This is a genomic window from Citrobacter sp. wls615, from assembly GCF_005281355.1.
Taxonomy (GTDB): Bacteria; Pseudomonadota; Gammaproteobacteria; order Enterobacterales; family Enterobacteriaceae; genus Citrobacter; species Citrobacter werkmanii.
In genome coordinates, this window is the sequence record NZ_SZXM01000020.1 from 91552 (window position 1) to 108015 (window position 16464).

Annotated in this window: 18 protein-coding genes and 1 pseudogene; 11 read left to right on the plus strand and 8 right to left on the minus strand. The window is 49.4% G+C overall.

The features are described 5' to 3' along the window. The first annotated feature begins 323 nt into the window (after positions 1-323). Positions 324-1013, plus strand: a complete 690-nt coding sequence (locus FDX04_RS06420) for an EAL domain-containing protein (protein ID WP_137370676.1) — start codon at positions 324-326, stop codon at positions 1011-1013. Between the two features lie 40 nt (positions 1014-1053). Here the strand turns inward: FDX04_RS06420 and sapF are convergent, their stop codons facing one another. The 6 genes from sapF to FDX04_RS06450 all read right to left on the minus strand — a co-directional run bounded on the left by sapF (position 1054) and on the right by FDX04_RS06450 (position 7071). Then, a complete protein-coding gene (sapF, locus tag FDX04_RS06425) occupies positions 1054-1860 on the minus strand; it encodes a peptide ABC transporter ATP-binding protein SapF (protein WP_016153235.1) in 807 nt (268 codons plus the stop codon). 1 nt (position 1861) lies between these two features. Then, on the minus strand, positions 1862-2854 hold the full coding sequence (sapD, locus tag FDX04_RS06430) for a peptide ABC transporter ATP-binding protein SapD (RefSeq protein WP_003020556.1): 993 nt from the start codon (positions 2852-2854) through the stop codon (positions 1862-1864). Next, positions 2854-3744, minus strand: a complete 891-nt coding sequence (gene sapC, locus FDX04_RS06435; RefSeq protein ID WP_016156640.1) for a peptide ABC transporter permease SapC — start codon at positions 3742-3744, stop codon at positions 2854-2856. Before sapC ends, sapD begins: the two co-directional genes overlap by 1 nt. Continuing rightward, entirely contained in the window at positions 3731-4696 is a 966-nt protein-coding gene (gene sapB, locus FDX04_RS06440; RefSeq protein ID WP_061381249.1) for a peptide ABC transporter permease SapB, read from the minus strand. Before sapB ends, sapC begins: the two co-directional genes overlap by 14 nt. After that, positions 4693-6336 carry an ABC transporter substrate-binding protein SapA gene (gene sapA, locus FDX04_RS06445; protein ID WP_042308107.1) on the minus strand — a complete coding sequence of 548 codons (1644 nt, stop codon included), beginning with the start codon at positions 6334-6336 and terminating at the stop codon, positions 4693-4695. The genes sapB and sapA overlap by 4 nt, the downstream gene beginning before the upstream one ends. Before the next feature lie 342 nt (positions 6337-6678). Then, positions 6679-7071: a YdeI family stress tolerance OB fold protein gene (locus tag FDX04_RS06450; RefSeq protein ID WP_042308109.1), complete on the minus strand. Its 393-nt coding sequence runs from the start codon at positions 7069-7071 to the stop codon at positions 6679-6681. A 131-nt stretch (positions 7072-7202) separates the two neighbouring features. Between FDX04_RS06450 and FDX04_RS06455 the strand changes: the two genes are divergently transcribed. From FDX04_RS06455 to FDX04_RS06470, 4 genes and pseudogenes are all read left to right on the plus strand, one after another. Then, positions 7203-7706 carry a hypothetical protein gene (locus tag FDX04_RS06455; protein ID WP_137370637.1) on the plus strand — a complete coding sequence of 168 codons (504 nt, stop codon included), beginning with the start codon at positions 7203-7205 and terminating at the stop codon, positions 7704-7706. A gap of 9 nt (positions 7707-7715) precedes the next feature. Continuing rightward, complete coding sequence (locus tag FDX04_RS06460; RefSeq protein WP_137370638.1) at positions 7716-8162, plus strand: DUF421 domain-containing protein; 447 nt, start codon at positions 7716-7718, stop codon at positions 8160-8162. A gap of 10 nt (positions 8163-8172) precedes the next feature. Continuing rightward, a pseudogene (locus FDX04_RS06465) lies at positions 8173-8686 on the plus strand (2-oxo-tetronate isomerase). Between the two features lie 176 nt (positions 8687-8862). Continuing rightward, positions 8863-9771, plus strand: a complete 909-nt coding sequence (locus FDX04_RS06470; RefSeq protein ID WP_137370639.1) for an SDR family oxidoreductase — start codon at positions 8863-8865, stop codon at positions 9769-9771. Positions 9772-9866: 95 nt separating this feature from the next. Here the strand turns inward: FDX04_RS06470 and FDX04_RS06475 are convergent, their stop codons facing one another. Then, positions 9867-10511 (minus strand): QnrB family quinolone resistance pentapeptide repeat protein, encoded by a 645-nt coding sequence (locus FDX04_RS06475; RefSeq protein ID WP_137370677.1) that lies wholly within the window; start codon positions 10509-10511, stop codon positions 9867-9869. An 82-nt stretch (positions 10512-10593) separates the two neighbouring features. Further along, entirely contained in the window at positions 10594-11583 is a 990-nt protein-coding gene (pspF, locus tag FDX04_RS06480; protein WP_167371245.1) for a phage shock protein operon transcriptional activator, read from the minus strand. Between the two features lie 155 nt (positions 11584-11738). Here pspF and pspA point away from each other — a divergent pair, with 155 nt between their 5' ends. The 6 genes from pspA (at position 11739) to FDX04_RS06510 (ending at position 16464) form a co-directional block, all read left to right on the plus strand. Beyond that, positions 11739-12407, plus strand: a complete 669-nt coding sequence (pspA, locus tag FDX04_RS06485) for a phage shock protein PspA (RefSeq protein WP_003020532.1) — start codon at positions 11739-11741, stop codon at positions 12405-12407. Between the two features lie 54 nt (positions 12408-12461). Beyond that, a complete protein-coding gene (gene pspB, locus FDX04_RS06490; protein ID WP_137370640.1) occupies positions 12462-12686 on the plus strand; it encodes an envelope stress response membrane protein PspB in 225 nt (74 codons plus the stop codon). Then, positions 12686-13045: an envelope stress response membrane protein PspC gene (gene pspC, locus FDX04_RS06495; RefSeq protein ID WP_061381254.1), complete on the plus strand. Its 360-nt coding sequence runs from the start codon at positions 12686-12688 to the stop codon at positions 13043-13045. Before pspB ends, pspC begins: the two co-directional genes overlap by 1 nt. Positions 13046-13053: 8 nt before the next feature. Further along, the gene (gene pspD, locus FDX04_RS06500) at positions 13054-13284 is read left to right on the plus strand and encodes a phage shock protein PspD (RefSeq protein WP_137365440.1); all 231 of its coding nucleotides are present in this window, start codon (positions 13054-13056) and stop codon (positions 13282-13284) included. A 164-nt stretch (positions 13285-13448) separates the two neighbouring features. After that, entirely contained in the window at positions 13449-15158 is a 1710-nt protein-coding gene (locus FDX04_RS06505) for a sugar phosphorylase (protein ID WP_137370641.1), read from the plus strand. 13 nt (positions 15159-15171) lie between these two features. Beyond that, positions 15172-16464: an ABC transporter substrate-binding protein gene (locus FDX04_RS06510; RefSeq protein ID WP_042308124.1), complete on the plus strand. Its 1293-nt coding sequence runs from the start codon at positions 15172-15174 to the stop codon at positions 16462-16464.

Below are 16464 nucleotides of genomic sequence, written 5' to 3' on the forward strand. Positions count from 1 at the left end.
ATCAACCCTAAATGACTCTTGCCATTCATTGCAAATGGCGAGGATATTACTTCCTCTGGTTGTGCCTTGCCCGACCCGTATTCCATTGAAGACAATGAGAAAATACAAGCCTTTAAAGGCATTAAAATGGTATTATTAAGGCGCTAGCTGATGTTAATAAACATAGCAAGGTAAGAACTTTCTTAAAACAAAAAACATGCATATATTCAGTTTGTTATGATATATTGTTTTTATCGATCAATATCGATACATTGATCGATATTATTGATTGATTGTGATTAAAAGTGCATTATCAGGAAGTTATGATCAATTGGAGTGGTCTTATGCACTATCATTTCATCGCGGAACCGATGAGAGACACAACAAATAAGTTGCTGGGTGTGGAGATGATCGCCCGGTTTGCTGCAGATACGGTTCGCCCATTGCATGCAGATATCATCGTTTCAGCGTGGGATAGCGAACAAAAGCGTAATTTCATGCTCAAGCAAATTCAGTTAATTGCCGAAAAGCGTGATTGGTTTGAGAGCAACAATCTGCTCTGTACCCTTCATCTTATTGATGAAATGGCGCTTCTGGCAATTGGTGATCCGGTCATCAAGTCGGCCCTACACGCAATGCCCTTTATTGCACTGGAACTGTCAGAGCGTTTTCTGTCGAGTACGATTTGCCTGAATAATCTGCTGATTAATTCACTCTGTGACGGCCCAAACGCGCTATGGCTGGGCGATCTCGGCTCCGGTATCGGCGGGGCAACTCCACTGGTTTGCGGTCATTTTGACGTGGTTAAATTGGATCGCGGTTTTTTCCTTGAGCAGGTAGAAAAGCCGATGTTTCCGGTGCTTATCAAAAATATCCGGGAATATTGCGATCGCGTCGCGGTGGAGGGAGTCGAAACATCACGACTTATCAATGACGTCAGCGCCGCAGGTGTCTGGGCGATACAGGGGAGCGTTTTTCCGTCAGTCGTGTTTAACGAGGTTGAGACTCTGCTCTTACCCGGTGTTTGTCACTGATGGCGTAATTGCCCTCCGGCTACGGAGGGCAGCGGCTTTATTAGCGATCTTTCCGCCAGGCGTCCGCGGTAAGCGCCTCGCCAAAATGCCCTGCAATCAGACGACGAGTCAGCTCATGTAGTGGGGAGGCCAGAACATCTGCGGTACTGCCGCGCTCAACAACTTCCCCCTGATGCATGACTAATACCTGATCGCTAATGTGCTTCATCATGCCGATATGTTGAGTCACATAGATATACGAAATCCCCTGTTTTTCCTGTAATTCCAGCATCAAATTGATGAGCTGCGAACGCATCGACATGTCGAGAGAGGCAAGGGCTTCGTCGGCGATAATCACTTTAGGTCGCAAAATGAGCGCGCGGGCAAGCCCCAGGCGCTGTTTTTGCCCCGGCGCTAACATATGCGGATAATAGCTCACATGGTCAGGCAGCAGGCCAACCATGCGCATCGTTTCAATAATCTGTTTGCGACGCTGTTCAGGTTCCAGGTCGGTGTTCAGACGCAGCGGGAAATCGAGGATCTGTGAAATACGCTGACGAGGGTTAAGCGATGTTGACGGATCCTGAAAAATCATGCGGATCCGCTGACTACGGAATGAGTAATCACCATACTTTAGCGGGTGATCGTCAATCAGCAGTTCACCGCTGGTGGGTTCAATCATGCCAGCTAACATCTTTGCCAGCGTGGACTTACCGGAACCATTCTCGCCAATGACGGCGAGCGTCTGACGTTCGCGCAGGGTAAAGCTGAGTGGTTTAACGGCCTCAACGGTCTGTCGGCGAAATAAACCCGTCCGGTAGCGAAAGGTTTTGCTCAGATTGCGAACTTCGAGCAGGGTTTCTACCATCTCACTCTCTCTCCATATTCAGCGGGAAATGACAGGCGTAGAGATGATTCTTTGCTCCGGTCAGTCGTGGGGTTTCAATACATTCACGTTGAGCATAAGGGCAGCGCGGCCCCAGACGGCAGCCGATGGGTAATTGTTCCAGCAATGGAATCGCTCCTGGCATGGTATTCAAACGACTTTTATGCGGCATGGCGCTACCAAAATCAGGAATGGCGCGGATCAACGCCTGCGTATAAGGATGATGTGGAATCGTCACCAGATCTTTACTGGGCGCGGTTTCCACCGTTTGTCCGCAGTACATTACGTTGATTTTGTCTGCCCACTGGCTGAGCATTTGCAGGTCATGGCTGATCAACAAAATGGTGGTATTGCTATTTTGGTTCAGCCGGGTCAGCAGGCGAAATATTTGCGCCTGGGTCGTTGGCTCCATCGCGTTCGTCGGCTCATCAGCAATCAGCAAGCGCGGCTGATTAGCCAGTGCGATAGCGATCATTACCTTCTGACACTCGCCGTCGGTCAGTTCATACGGGAAGCTGCGCATGGCATCTTTATGGTCTTTTATCCCGACGCGGTGCAAAAGCTCAATCGCCCGGCGTTTACGCCAGCCGATGCGCTGCCACCAGCGGCCCTTGTAGGTCCAGGCTGGAATATTTTGCATCAGCTGTCGTCCAATACGCTCGGACGGATCAAGGCACGATTGCGGTTCCTGAAAGATCATGGAAACGTTATGACCGACCAGCTTGCGTCGTTCACGCGCGGAAAGGCGCAGGAGATCGATATCATCAAAGCGCATACGGTCAGCGGTTACGCGCCAGTTATCTTTAGCGACGCCGCAAATGGCCTTGGCGATCAGGCTCTTGCCGGAGCCGGACTCGCCAACCAGTCCGCGGATTTCACCCTCATTGAGGGTCATGCTGACGCGGTCAACTGCTTTTACCCAGTCGTCACCGGTTCTGAATTCAATGGTCAGGTTGCGGATATCGAGTAATGGCATTATTCCACCCCCGCAATAATTGCGCGGCGCACGCCATCACCCAGCAGGTTAACCAACAGCACGCTTATCATGATCGCCGCCCCTGGCAGCATGACAGTCCACGGTGCGACATAAATCAGCTCCAGCGCGTCGCCGAGCATGGCTCCCCATTCCGGTGATGGCAACTGCGCGCCAAGGTCGAGAAAACCCAGCGCGGCGATATCCAGGATCGCCATCGACAGCGCACGGGTGATTTCAGTGATAAGCCCGGCGGTAATATTGGGCAGAACAGCGAACCACAGGATATTGAGCGTGGTTGCGCCATCAAGGCGAGCGGCGATGACATATTCTTTTTCCAGCTCGTCATGCACCATGCTGTAGACGGAGCGAACCATCCGCGGTAACAGCGCCAACCAGACGGCAAACATCGCGTGAGTCAGATGCGGCCCGGCAAAGGCCACCACAATAATCGCCAGCAACAGCGAAGGAATCGACAGCAGGGTGTCCAGAATGTGATTCAGCACCGCGGAACGCAAACCGTGTGTTGCCCCGGCAACCACGCCAAGCAATAAACCACACAGCGTGGCGGCAAGGGTGACGACAAACGCGCCGCCCACGGTCGGGGCAGCTCCGCTGAGCAGGCGGCTTAAAACATCACGCCCCAGGTCATCAGTCCCGAGGAAGAAAGAGACTTCGCCATAGCGCGACCATGATGGCGGTAAAAGCTGATAGCCGAGAAACTGTTGGTCGATGCCGTAAGGCGCGAACCAACCACCAAAAATACACAGAATCGCCAGTCCCGCACAACCATACAGGCCGATCATTGCGGTTGCATCGCCGTAAAAATTGCGCCATGCGGTGCGCAGCGTACCAGGCGGGCGCTTTTCGCTGTAGACGCTATCGTAAGGCATACCATTCCTTATGTTTCAGAGGGTTAGCCATAGCACCCAAAATATCAGAGATGACGTTAACAATGATAACCAATGAGCCTATTACCATCACACCCGCCGAAATCGCCGCGTAATCTTGCTGGCGAATCGCGTTAATCAGCCAACGGCCAAGACCTGGCCAGCTAAAGACCATCTCGGTGATCATCGCCAGCGTCAGCATGGTGGAAAACTGCAAACCCAGGCGCGGGATAACCGGTGGAAGCGCGTTGTGCAGTACGTGACGGCGTAAAATCGTTAACCGTGACAGACCACGAGTAGCCGCCGCTTTAACATAGTTTTGATCAAAGACCTCAATGGTGCTGATACGCATCAGACGAATAACTTCCGTCGTCGGTGCCACGGAGAGCGTTAATACCGGAAGCACCATATGGCGGATCGCACTAACCAGCATTTCGTCGCGCCAGGGCGAGTCGGTGATCCACGCATCAATAATGGCAAACCCGGTAACGGGCTTAACTTCGTAGAGCAGATCAAAACGCCCCGAAACGGGCAGCCAGCCGAGGGTTAGTGAGAAGAGCAACGTCAGCAGCAGCGCCAGCCAAAAAACCGGAATAGAAAAGCCCATCAGAGCCAATGCGCTGATGCAACGATCCTGCCATTTATTACGTGTAATGCCCGCCAACATGCCGATGGGGATCCCGACCATTAGTGCAAAACCAAAAGCCAGAATGCACAGTTCCATCGTCGCCGGGAACACCTCTTTCAGTTGTTCTGAGATCAACTGACCGTTAATACTGGACACACCAAAATCCCAGTGAATCAGGCCATTGAACCAGAATACCCAGGCGTTCCACAGCGATGCGCCCTGTAACGGCGCATGAGGTGTGAAGTAGCTCAGGCTGAACCCAATAAAAGTCAGGAAGAACAGGGTGACCAGCAGTAATAAAAATCGGCGCAGGGTGAAGATAATCATGGTTTTTTCACCTCTTCAGCCTTTTCCCTGGAAACCCCGGCAAAAGAAGCGTTGCCGAATGGACTGAGCACCAGCCCTTTGATGTCATAGCGGTAAGCCTGCAAACGGAGCGAAGAGGCCAGCGGCAGGATCGGCAACTCGCGTGCGAGAATATTTTGTGCTTCGTCGTAGGCATCAATCCGCGAGGAGAGTTGTTGCGAAGAGAGGGCTTTGCGCAAAATGCTGTCAAACTCCGGATTGCACCAGTGGGCAAAGTTGGTCTGTGAGTTAATTGCGGCACAACTGAGCATCGGTCGGAAAAAACTGTCAGGATCGTTACTGTCAGTTGCCCAACCGGACAACGTCAGATCATGATTCATATCCATTAATCGCGCCTCCTGAAAACGACCCTCTACCGGGATGATCTTCACTTTCACACCCACCTGAGCCATATCAGCCTGAATCAGCTCCGCGGTTTTCAGGGGACTGGGGTTCCAGGCCTGAGAGCTGGTGGGGACCCAGAGTTGTAACGTCAGGTTTTCCAACCCCAGCGCTTTTAGCTGCTCGCGCGATTTTTCCGGATTGTACTCGGTAATTTTAGCTTCGTTGTCATAAGCCCACGAGGCGCGAGGCAAAATAGATGCCGCGGTTTCCGCCGTACCGTAGTAAATAGATTGCATTAACCGTTGGTTGTTAATAGCCAGCGCTAACGCATGTCGTACGGCAGGATTGTTCAACGGCGGTTTATCCGTGTTGAACGCCAGATAGGCGATATTCATCCCCGGACGCAGCGTCAGACGCAGTCGAGGATCATCACGCAATATGCTGAGCTGGCTGGCAGCGGGCCAGGCCAGGACGTCGCACTCGCCGGTCAGTAATTTCGATAAACGTCCGGTTCCGCCAGAGCCGAGATCCACCACGACCTGAGGCATCAAGGGGGTACCACGCCAGAATTTTTCATGCCGTTGCAGGCGAATATATTGGCCTGCACGATTTTCTGAAAGTTGGTACGGGCCGGTACCGACGGGTTGTCTGTCGAGTAATTCCTGGCGATCCTGTTTTGCTAATTTGGCGGCATATTCGGCCGACATCACAGAGGCATAATGTGTGGCAAGGTGCCATAAGAAGGAGGCGTCGGGTTGATTTAAGCGAAATTCAACGGTGTTGTTGTCCAGCTTGCGCACGCTTTGGACGTTATCGGCGAACTGCAGGCTGTCAAAATAAGGAAAACTGCTGCCATTGACATTGTGCCACGGATGCTGGCGATCAAAGATGCGCTCGAATGTAAATACCACATCGTCCGCATTCAGTTTGCGGGTGGGCGTGAACCAGGCTGTCTTTTGAAACGGAACATCGCGACGTAAATGAAAGCGGTAGGTTGCGCCGTTATCCATGACTTCCCAGCTTTCAGCCAGTTCTGGCACCAGGCGATAGGTATAGGGATCGACATCAAGTAGTCGGTCATACAATTGGGCCGCTAATGTGTCTACGATGAGACCGCTGCTCGCTTTTTGTGGATTGAACGTATTGACCTGCCCACTAACGCAATAGACAAAGCCACTGTCACGAATATCAGCGTACGGGGCCTGCTCAGGCGCAGCTACAGCCTGACCACTCAGAAATCCAGCCATCACGATCAGAGATGATAAAACCAGGCGCATAATTTTAAAGGGTTATATATAAAGAAGCTATCTTACTAATACTTAATGACATTTGCCATTACCGTTTGTGTTTGGGGCTGCAGGGATGATGACCGCGAATTCAACATCGTCAGTTGGTCAAAATTCATACCTGCTATCCACTTTGCATATACTCTATTAGCTATCTTAGCATTTTCATGGCCCCTCTGACTCGCTTAAACGCCGGATTCACTGGGAGAGAGATTATGTGAGGTGTCTGACGGGAAAAATGAATCTGTTGAATGGAAGGGGGGCGTCCAGAGAATCAGCGGAAAAGTAACAAGAATGAGGCCGGGAAGAGTGAATATCTTCCCGGATGTCGAATTACTTCTGGATTTTATTAACGCGTACCACCGGCGGTTGCATTTTAGCGTCAAGGCTACCGTTAATCCTGATCATTTGATCGGGTTTTACCGTTCGGCCATCAAAGACGGCAAGTGGGATTAGCGTATTGATAGTGCCGGTTTTGTCCCGGAAGATAAACTTATCTCCTCCTTGAGCCTCAATGAGATTACCTCGTAAAGAGATGGTCGCACCGTCATGCATGGTTTTAGCTTGTTGGACGGTCATGATTCTTGCATCTTCAGTGCCACGATACCCTTCATCCAGTGCGTGCGCAGGTGGCGGGGCGGTATCTTTTTTCAATCCGCCATTATCATCGGCAAACGCTGTGGGCAATAAAAAACAACACAGTAAGGGGGCGAGAGATATTTTCATAGAGCCTCCATTGAAATCGATTTGACTTATTAAGTTTGGTTGCTATTTATTAATCTGGCGAGTGGGATAAGTCTCAAATGATAATTTTTCAATAAAACAAAGGATTGGTTCGATATAAGCGAGGCGGTGAGATGAACAGAAAAAAAGCCCATTTGCAAGGCGTAAAAGAGAGTCAACGTTTTCTGAATTTTGAATCTGGCTTTCACAAGATTGGTTTTATCTGTTTGCTCTGCATTGTTTTATTTGCTATGGCGGGATCGTTTTCCGGGGGATATTTAAGTGAGGTGACGAGAAAAAACAGCTTAAAGACAACAGAGTTACAATACGAAAGGTTTGGGCGTTTGCAAACGGAATTTAAAATTAAAATTTCTGCACAAAAGCATGATTCTGTGAACAAGACGTTGCGCATTGGCGGCGATTTCAACAAATTTTATGAGATGGAAAATATTTGGCCGCAGCCAGACAGCATGTACAGCAAGGGTAACGATCTTTACCTCGCCTACAATGATTCTGAAGCAACGCAGGACTTTACTATCTGGCTGCGGGTTATGCCCGTGAAACCAGGAAGTGTAATGAGTTTTCTCCAGTTAAATGGCGAACCTGAAATCCGCTTCAGACAATTTATTTATCCCTAGGAGGTGAGTATGGAGATGGTCTTCCGGGCATTAGCCATTTACCTTATTTTGCTGGTGGTTTTCAAAATAGCCGGTCGCCGGGCATTGTTACAAATGACCAGCTTCGATCTGATTTTATTATTGATTATCAGTGAAGCAACGCAGCAAGCCTTGTTGGGAAATGATTTTTCGATAACCGGCGCCATGAGCACGATTGTCACACTGGTTACTATTGATATTCTGTTCGGTTTCATTAAAAAAAAGGTGGGTGGGGCTGAATCCGTGCTGGATGGTTCCCCGGTTATCCTGCTAGATCACGGGATCCCTTTATTGGATAAAATGAAGAAAGTGGATGTCTCCCTTGACGATATATTAGTCGCTGCCCGACAAAATCAGGGGATTACCGAATCAAGTAAAATTAAGTATGCCATTCTGGAACGCAACGGACATATTTCTGTTATTCCTGAAGAGAATTAGCGAGGCGGTAATGAATACGGAGAACAATGACGCAAAAACAGTCTGAACTGACGAAACGGGTCGCAAACACGCTTGTTGGTAGCGATTTAACGTTGACTACCGCAGAATCCTGTACAGGAGGAAAGCTGGCCGCCGCGCTTTGTGCACAGGCGGATACCGCAGAATTTTATGATATTGGTGTTATTACCTTTAGCGATCGTGCCAAGCAGAAAATGCTTGGCGTGCGGGCCAGTACGCTGGAAAAATATAGCGCCGTTAGTGAACAAACGGTTAGTGAGATGTCTGTAGGGATACGTGAGCGAGCCGGAACCGATATCAGCATAGCCATTAGTGGATATGCGGGGCCGGAGGGTGGGGAGGATGGTACTCCCGCAGGAACGGTGTGGTTTGCGTGGAATTTCCGCGGGCAGATAATAACAAAACGGGAGTATTTTTCCGGGGATTGCCAGGACGTCATTGAAAAGGCGGTGCGTTTTAGCCTGGCGGTATTGATTGAAGAAGTTTCCGCCTGGAAGAACAAATAAATAAACCAGGAAATATCCGAGGAAATATCTTCACGCTATGTGAAGTTGTCATCGTGAGAACCAGGTTAATATTAGGCAAAAATTAAGTGTTGGGTAAATTATAAAGGTCATGTCATTCATTTTGTTCTACGCTTATTAGTCTTTGCGATGAATGATGACTCATGAGAGGTGATTGAATGACTGACCTAAATAAAGGAAAACAGACCACCAATAAAACTAATTCAGAGCGTTTTCCTCAGCCGCCTTTTCCACATCAAAAACAACCTTTTCCGGGACTCGCCGGAAAAATGCAACCGCGTCCCGATCATGGCGAAGAAAGCTATCAGGGAAGCGGCAGGTTAAATGGTCGCAAGGTATTAATTACCGGTGGTGATTCAGGTATTGGGCGTGCTGTTGCCATTGCATATGCCCGCGAAGGCGCCGATGTCGCGATTAATTATTTACCTGAAGAAGAGGACGATGCGCGTGAGGTTGTCGAATTGATAAAAAAAGCTGGGAGAAAAGTTGCGGCGATTCCCGGTGATATTCGTGACGAAACTTTTTGTAACCATCTGGTAAAACAGGCGGTAGACGCCCTGGGAGGGTTGGATATCCTGGTGAATAACGCCGGTCGTCAGCAATTTTGTGAATCGATCGAAGAACTCACCACAGAAGAATTTGATGCGACATTCAAGACCAATGTCTACGCCATGTTTTGGATCACCAAGGCGGCTATTCCCCATTTCTCGCGAGATAGCGTGATTATTAACACCTCGTCGGTACAGGCTTATGAGCCAAGTGAGATCCTGCTTGATTATGCTCAGACCAAGGCGGCGATAGTGGCATTTACTAAATCGCTGGCTAAACAACTGGCCCCCAAAGGGATCCGTGTAAATGCTGTCGCGCCTGGGCCGTACTGGACGGTATTGCAGTGTTGCGGTGGCCAACCACAGGAAAAAATTGAGAAATTTGGCGCCAATGCGCCACTCGGTCGTCCAGGCCAACCGGTAGAAATTGCTCCGCTGTATGTCACTTTAGCGGCTGAAGAGAATAGCTATACATCCGGTCAGGTATGGTGTTCTGACGGGGGGACCGGAACCCTCTGACGTCTATGTTCGCTGAGTCGAAACGTCTGCTGGGGAAAACCAGCGCGGACAATACTGTATAAGGGCAGGGGGCGGCATGTACCGCTCCCTGAATATTAACCAATGACAGCGATGCCAAGACGTTCCAGGATCAACGATGCCTGGTAGCTGTCCAGTTTAACGCCTTGCAAATCAACACCCCGGACATCGAGATCGCCCAGTTCTGAATTGGTCAAATCACAGTGCGTAAAGTTTGCTGCCCGCCAGTCGAACGATGAAAACTCGCCGCCAGAGAGGTCCGATCCACTGAACGTTGCGCCAAGTACTTGAGTACCCATCCAGCGGTTTTCCCACAGCTCGCACTTTTCCAGTACGACTTTTGAAAAGTTGGCGTAGCTTAAGTTGGTATTGGTGATATAGGCGCTACAAAACCAGGTGAGTGTGGTAATCATATTCATAAAGCTTGCGCCGCGAAAATCTGAACCTTGTGCACGGCAGTGGCGAATTTCGATTCCCAGCGCACTCACATTTCTGAAATCCGCCATGGAGAGATCGCAACTTTTGAAAATGGCATCTTTCAGGATAGCGCGGCTAAAATTACACCCTTTCTGGCTCTCTCGATCATAAAATTGGCAGCCAATAAACTCAGTACCGCTAAGGTCGGCACCCGAAAAATCACAGTTGAAAAATGTGCTATTTTCGACTTTCTCACCGGTGAACCAGTTTCTGTCAATTTTTTCGCCAACTAACGCCAGAGTCATCATGATTAACCTGTTTTTTTATACAGTGATTGCAACATGGTAAACTGTTTTGACCCTCGCGTCCAACGTCTGCTCCTGTACGCTAAATTTGGTGTTTCTTGAGTAACGCACGGAGCTGATGGTAGGTCAGACCTAATAATTCAGCGGCTTTTTTCTGATTAAATTTCGCTTGCTGTAAGCTGGTTTGCAAAAATTCCTTCTCCTGCTGCTGTTGGAATTCACGCAGATCCAGCGGTAAGGCTACTGATGTGTGTCTGGTTTCTTGCACCAGCGGCGGTGTGGTGTGACGCCTGAACGGGTCAATCACAATCTCATTCAGCGGGTAATCGCTGGTCCCGTGTCGGTAAACTGAACGCTCCACGACGTTTTTCAGCTCACGAATATTGCCCGGCCAACGGTAGTGGAGGAGCGTTTCTTTGGCCTCGTCGGTGAACCCTGGAAACAACGGTAACCCGATCTCACGGCACATCTGAATGGCAAAATGTTCAGCCATTAACATGATATCGCTTTGACGTTCGCGTAACGGTGGGAGTTGCACCACATCAAAAGCCAGACGATCCAGCAGGTCGGCGCGGAACGTGCCTTCACTCACCATGCGCGGCAGGTCGGCATTGGTTGCACAAACCAGTCGTACGTTGACCTGCAGCGGCTGGCTACCGCCTACGCGTTCCAGCTCTCCGTACTCAATAACGCGCAGCAGTTTTTCCTGTACCAGCATCGGGGCGGTCGCCAGTTCATCAAGAAACAGCGTGCCGCCATCGGCGCGCTCGAAACGACCCGGATGACGTTTCTGTGCGCCAGTAAAGGCGCCAGCTTCGTGACCGAAGAGTTCAGAATCGAGTAAATTTTCGTTGAGCGCCGCGCAGTTAAGTGAAATAAACGGGCCTTGCCAGCGGGTGGAGAGATAGTGCAGGCGGTTGGCGATAAGCTCTTTCCCCGTACCGCGTTCCCCAATGACCAGCACAGGTTTATCCAGCGGCGCGAGATGAGAAACCTGCTCCAGAACTTCAATAAAGCTGTTCGCTTCGCCCAGAAGATTATCTTTGTATCCTGCCATGATGAAATTCACCATTTTTTAGTGTTATTCACCAATTTACCCTATTTATCCCGGCAGGTAAAATTGGATATTTTCAAATAATTCAATGAATTAAAAAGTTGGCATGCGAAGTGCATTAGAACAGCAGCAGGGCATTGCCCGATATCAGAACAGTAAGTGAGGATTACATTATGGGTATTTTTTCTCGTTTTGCCGACATCGTGAACGCCAACATTAATGCGTTGCTGGAAAAGGCTGAAGATCCGCAGAAGCTGGTGCGGTTGATGATCCAGGAAATGGAAGACACGCTGGTTGAGGTGCGCTCCAACTCCGCACGCGCTCTGGCAGAAAAGAAACAGTTATCGCGTCGTATCGAACAGGCCAGCGCCCAACAGGCAGAGTGGCAGGAAAAAGCAGAGCTGGCGCTGCGTAAAGAAAAAGAAGATTTGGCGCGTTCTGCGTTAATCGAAAAACAGAAACTGACTGATCTGATTGCCTCGCTGGAGCATGAGGTGACGCTGGTTGACGATACGCTGGCGCGTATGAAAAAAGAGATCGGTGAGCTGGAAAACAAACTTAGTGAAACCCGTGCTCGTCAGCAGGCGTTGATGCTGCGCCATCAGGCGGCGAGTTCTTCCCGTGATGTTCGTCGTCAACTGGACAGCGGCAAACTGGATGAAGCGATGGCGCGCTTTGAATCTTTTGAGCGCCGTATCGATCAGATGGAAGCTGAAGCTGAAAGCCATAACTTCGGTAAGCAGAAGTCTCTGGATCAGCAATTTGCTGACCTGAAAGCAGATGATGAAATCAGCGAGCAGTTGGCGCAATTGAAAGCCAAAATGCAGCAAGACAAGCAATAATAATATCTGGCGGTGCCCGAACGCGCCGCCGCTCATCACCTGTAAGGAGTACTCATGAGCGCGCTATTTCTGGCCATCCCGTTAACCATCTTTGTGCTTTTCGTCTTACCGATTTGGCTCTGGCTGCATTACAGCAATCGTTCCAGTCGCGGCGAGCTGGCGCAAAGTGAACAACAGCGTCTGATAGAACTTAACCAGGACGCACAGCGGATGCGTGAGCGCATTCAAGCGCTGGAAGACATCCTTGATGCTGAACATCCAAACTGGAGGGACCGCTAATGGGGGGCGTTAATCTGAATAAAAAACTGTGGCGTATACCGCAGCAGGGCATGGTGAAAGGGGTTTGCGCGGGTATTGCGCATTATCTCGATGTTCCTGTGAAACTGGTGCGGATCCTGGTGGTACTGTCCATCTTTTTTGGTCTGGCCTTTTTCACCTTTGTCGCCTACATCGTACTGACGTTTGTGTTGGATCCGATGCCGGACAACGTGGTTTCCGGAGATCAGCAGCCATCAAGCGGTGAGTTGTTGGATGCTGTCGATCGTGAGCTGGCCGCAAGTGAAAAGCGTTTGCGTGAGATGGAGCGTTATGTGACGTCTGATACCTTCACATTACGCAGCCGCTTCCGCCAATTGTGAGGTTAGAAATGAATAATCGCTGGCAACGTGTCGGGCAAAGGGTTAAGCCGGGCTTTAAAATAGCAGGTAAGCTGGTGCTACTGACTGCGCTGCGCTATGGCCCGGCTGGGGTAGCAGGGTGGGCGGTGAAGTCCGTGGCCCGACGTCCGCTAAAAATGTTGCTGGCGTTAGTACTGGAACCTTTGTTGAGCCGGGCAGCGACAAAATTGTCGAAACGCTATTCAGGTAATCAACCCTGATATCTGAAACAACAAAAGCAAGCAACAATTAGTCAACATTCCCTCAGTTAATTTGCGGCAGCTCACAAATACGATTTTTTGGCTGCCAAAATTCTTTTATAACCCCCCTCCAGGTCACCTCAGCTGATTGACAGCTTATTTCCGGCAGAGTAGTCTCTTGCGTCATGGGACCGCTACCACGAGAAATGAAGGTGAACCAAAAAATCCAAAAATGTCTGAGTGAAGTCTATGGCGACACATTTTCTTCACTTCACTATGAAGCGCTGGTTGCGCGTTTAGAAAAAGCACAAAAATTAATTAAAAAAAACCGTAAAGCGCATTGGGATGAGGGCGATGTTGTTCTGATCACTTACGCCGATCAATTTTACGCGGAAGATAAAAAACCGCTGCCAACGTTTAATCAGTTTTATCATGAATGGCTTAAGTCGATATTTTCTCATGTGCACCTGTTGCCATTTTATCCGTGGTCATCGGATGATGGTTTTTCAGTAATTAATTACTATCAGGTTGCCGAAGAAACCGGTGACTGGAATGATATTAAGCAATTAGCTGAATCCAGTCGACTGATGTTTGATTTTGTTTGTAACCATATGTCAGCTAAAAGCGAATGGTTTAATAACTATTTGCAACAGCTTGACGGTTATGAAGATTTCTTTATTGCGATGGATCCTGATACGGACCTGAGCAACGTCACGCGCCCGCGCGCATTACCGTTACTGACCCCGTTTACGCTGAAAGATAATACAGTGCGTCATCTCTGGACGACGTTCAGCGACGACCAGATCGATCTCAACTATGCCAATCCATTAGTATTACTGGCGATGATCGATGTACTACTGAGTTACCTGGAGCAGGGCGCTGATTATGTCCGCCTGGATGCGGTTGGTTTTATGTGGAAAGAGCCAGGGACAACCTGTATTCACCTGGAAAAAACGCATCAGCTTATCAAACTGTTCCGCGCTATTGCTGACTGCGCGGCACCGGGTACAGCGATCATTACTGAAACGAACGTTCCGCATAAGGATAACATTTCCTATTACGGTAATGGCCGCGATGAGGCTCACATGGTGTACCAGTTCTCGCTGCCGCCGCTGGTGCTGCATGCGGTACAACGCCAGGATACAACGACATTGTGTCAGTGGGCGCAATCACTGGAACTGCCATCGACTGAGACCACATGGTTTAATTTCCTCGCATCGCATGACGGAATTGGCCTCAACCCGTTACGGGGCCTGTTACCTGAAGATGAAATCATGCGACTGGTGACGGAATTACAACAAGATGGCGCCTTGGTTAACTGGAAGAATAATCCTGATGGTAGTCGAAGTCCGTATGAAATTAACGTCACGTATATGGATGCGTTAACGCCGGGTAATAGCAGTAATACTGAAAGATTTGCCCGCTTTATTCTCGCCCATGCCATTTTGCTGAGTTTTCCAGGCGTACCGGCGATTTACATTCAAAGTATCCTCGGGTCACGTAATGACTATAAAGGTGTGGAGGAACTGGGTTATAACCGGGCGATCAACCGTAAAAAATATCATATCAAACAAATAGAAACGGAACTGGCTGATGAAACCTGTTTGCGTCACGCCGTTTATCATGAGTTATCCCGATTGATTGTTCTACGACGTAATAACAAAGCATTCCATCCTGATAGTGATTTTAAGATTAACAGTGTTACACCGGCCGTTATGCAAATTAAGCGTACGGCAGAGACAGGCGAAGAAATTACCGGTTTATTTAATGTCAGCGGTCAGACGCAACCCATTAATATTGATATTGAAAATGGATTTGATTTGATTAGCGAAGAAAGTATTTCGGGTAAGGAATTAACACTACACGCCTGGCAGGTTATGTGGGTTAAGAAATAAAAAGGAACATTTCATGCTTAAAGCTAAAATTGTGCTGATTTCAGCACTGGTGTCCTGCGCCCTGGTTTCTGGGTGTAAGGATGATAAAAAATCCTCTGTCGCAATTGAATTTATGCACTCTTCTGTAGAGCAGGAGCGGCAGGCGGTTATTGCCAAACTGATTGAGCGCTTTGAAAAAGAGAACCCCGGTATCAGCGTCAAACAGGTTCCTGTTGAAGAGGATGCTTACAACACCAAAGTGATTACCCTCGCGCGTAGCGGTTCACTTCCGGAAGTTATTGAAACCAGCCATGACTACGCGAAAGTCATGGACAAAGAATCGCTTATCGATCGTAAAGCGGTGGCGCAGGTCATTAACGGTGTAGGTGAAGACGCGTTTTATGATGGCGTACTGCGTATTGTACGCACCGAAGATGGCTCTGCATGGACCGGGGTTCCGGTCAGCGCCTGGATTGGCGGGGTCTGGTATCGCAAAGATGTACTGGCAAAAGCAGGCCTTGAAGAACCGAAAGACTGGCAGCAATTGCTCGACGTGGCGCAAAAGCTAAACAATCCTGCCAGCAAAAAATATGGTATTGCGCTCCCTACGGCGGAAAGCGTATTGACCGAACAGTCCTTCTCCCAGTTCGCGCTTTCTAACCAGGCTAACGTTTTCGATGCGCAGGGAAAGATAACCCTTGATACGCCAGAGATGGCGCAGGCGCTGGAATACTATCGCTCGCTTGCGGCAAACACGATGCCGGGTTCTAACGACATCATGGAGGTCAAAGACGCTTTCATGAACGGCACTGCACCAATGGCTATTTATTCCACCTATATCCTCCCGGCGGTGATTAAGGAGGGGGATCCTCAAAATGTTGGCTTTATGGTACCGACGGAAAAAACCTCTGCTGTATATGGCATGTTGACGTCGCTGACCATAACCGCAGGACAAAAAACCGAAGAGACAGAAGCCGCAGAAAAATTTGTCACCTTTATGGAGCAGGCCGACAACATTGCTGACTGGGTAATGATGTCCCCAGGTGCCGCGCTCCCGGTTAATAAAGCGGTGGTGAACACCTCAACGTGGAAAGATAACGCCGTCATTAAAGCGCTGGGTGAGTTACCCAATCAGCTGATTGCCGAACTGCCGAATATTCAGGTCTTCGGCGCAGTCGGCGATAAGAACTTTACCCGCATGGGTGACGTTACGGGTTCCGGCGTCATAAGCACCATGGTGCACAACGTCACGGTAGGAAAAGCTGACCTTTCAACGACGATGAAGGCCAGCCAGACCAAACTGGATGACCTTGTTGAACAGCGCTAA

Bases quoted from the DNA above. Each gene is read 5' to 3' on its own strand.
- FDX04_RS06510 (WP_042308124.1), top strand. From the start codon at position 15,172: ATGCTTAAAGCTAAAATTGTGCTGATTTCAGCACTGGTGTCCTGCGCC.
- FDX04_RS06450 (WP_042308109.1), bottom strand. From the start codon at position 7,071: ATGAAAATATCTCTCGCCCCCTTACTGTGTTGTTTTTTATTGCCCACA.
- pspD (WP_137365440.1), top strand. From the start codon at position 13,054: ATGAATAATCGCTGGCAACGTGTCGGGCAAAGGGTTAAGCCGGGCTTT.
- sapC (WP_016156640.1), bottom strand. From the start codon at position 3,744: ATGCCTTACGATAGCGTCTACAGCGAAAAGCGCCCGCCTGGTACGCTG.
- FDX04_RS06505 (WP_137370641.1), top strand. From the start codon at position 13,449: ATGGGACCGCTACCACGAGAAATGAAGGTGAACCAAAAAATCCAAAAA.
- sapF (WP_016153235.1), bottom strand. From the start codon at position 1,860: ATGGTAGAAACCCTGCTCGAAGTTCGCAATCTGAGCAAAACCTTTCGC.
- pspC (WP_061381254.1), top strand. From the start codon at position 12,686: ATGGGGGGCGTTAATCTGAATAAAAAACTGTGGCGTATACCGCAGCAG.
- sapD (WP_003020556.1), bottom strand. From the start codon at position 2,854: ATGCCATTACTCGATATCCGCAACCTGACCATTGAATTCAGAACCGGT.
- FDX04_RS06420 (WP_137370676.1), top strand. From the start codon at position 324: ATGCACTATCATTTCATCGCGGAACCGATGAGAGACACAACAAATAAG.
- pspA (WP_003020532.1), top strand. From the start codon at position 11,739: ATGGGTATTTTTTCTCGTTTTGCCGACATCGTGAACGCCAACATTAAT.
- sapB (WP_061381249.1), bottom strand. From the start codon at position 4,696: ATGATTATCTTCACCCTGCGCCGATTTTTATTACTGCTGGTCACCCTG.
- FDX04_RS06470 (WP_137370639.1), top strand. From the start codon at position 8,863: ATGACTGACCTAAATAAAGGAAAACAGACCACCAATAAAACTAATTCA.
- pspB (WP_137370640.1), top strand. From the start codon at position 12,462: ATGAGCGCGCTATTTCTGGCCATCCCGTTAACCATCTTTGTGCTTTTC.
- FDX04_RS06475 (WP_137370677.1), bottom strand. From the start codon at position 10,511: ATGACTCTGGCGTTAGTTGGCGAAAAAATTGACAGAAACTGGTTCACC.
- FDX04_RS06460 (WP_137370638.1), top strand. From the start codon at position 7,716: ATGGAGATGGTCTTCCGGGCATTAGCCATTTACCTTATTTTGCTGGTG.
- FDX04_RS06455 (WP_137370637.1), top strand. From the start codon at position 7,203: ATGAACAGAAAAAAAGCCCATTTGCAAGGCGTAAAAGAGAGTCAACGT.
- pspF (WP_167371245.1), bottom strand. From the start codon at position 11,583: ATGGTGAATTTCATCATGGCAGGATACAAAGATAATCTTCTGGGCGAA.
- sapA (WP_042308107.1), bottom strand. From the start codon at position 6,336: ATGCGCCTGGTTTTATCATCTCTGATCGTGATGGCTGGATTTCTGAGT.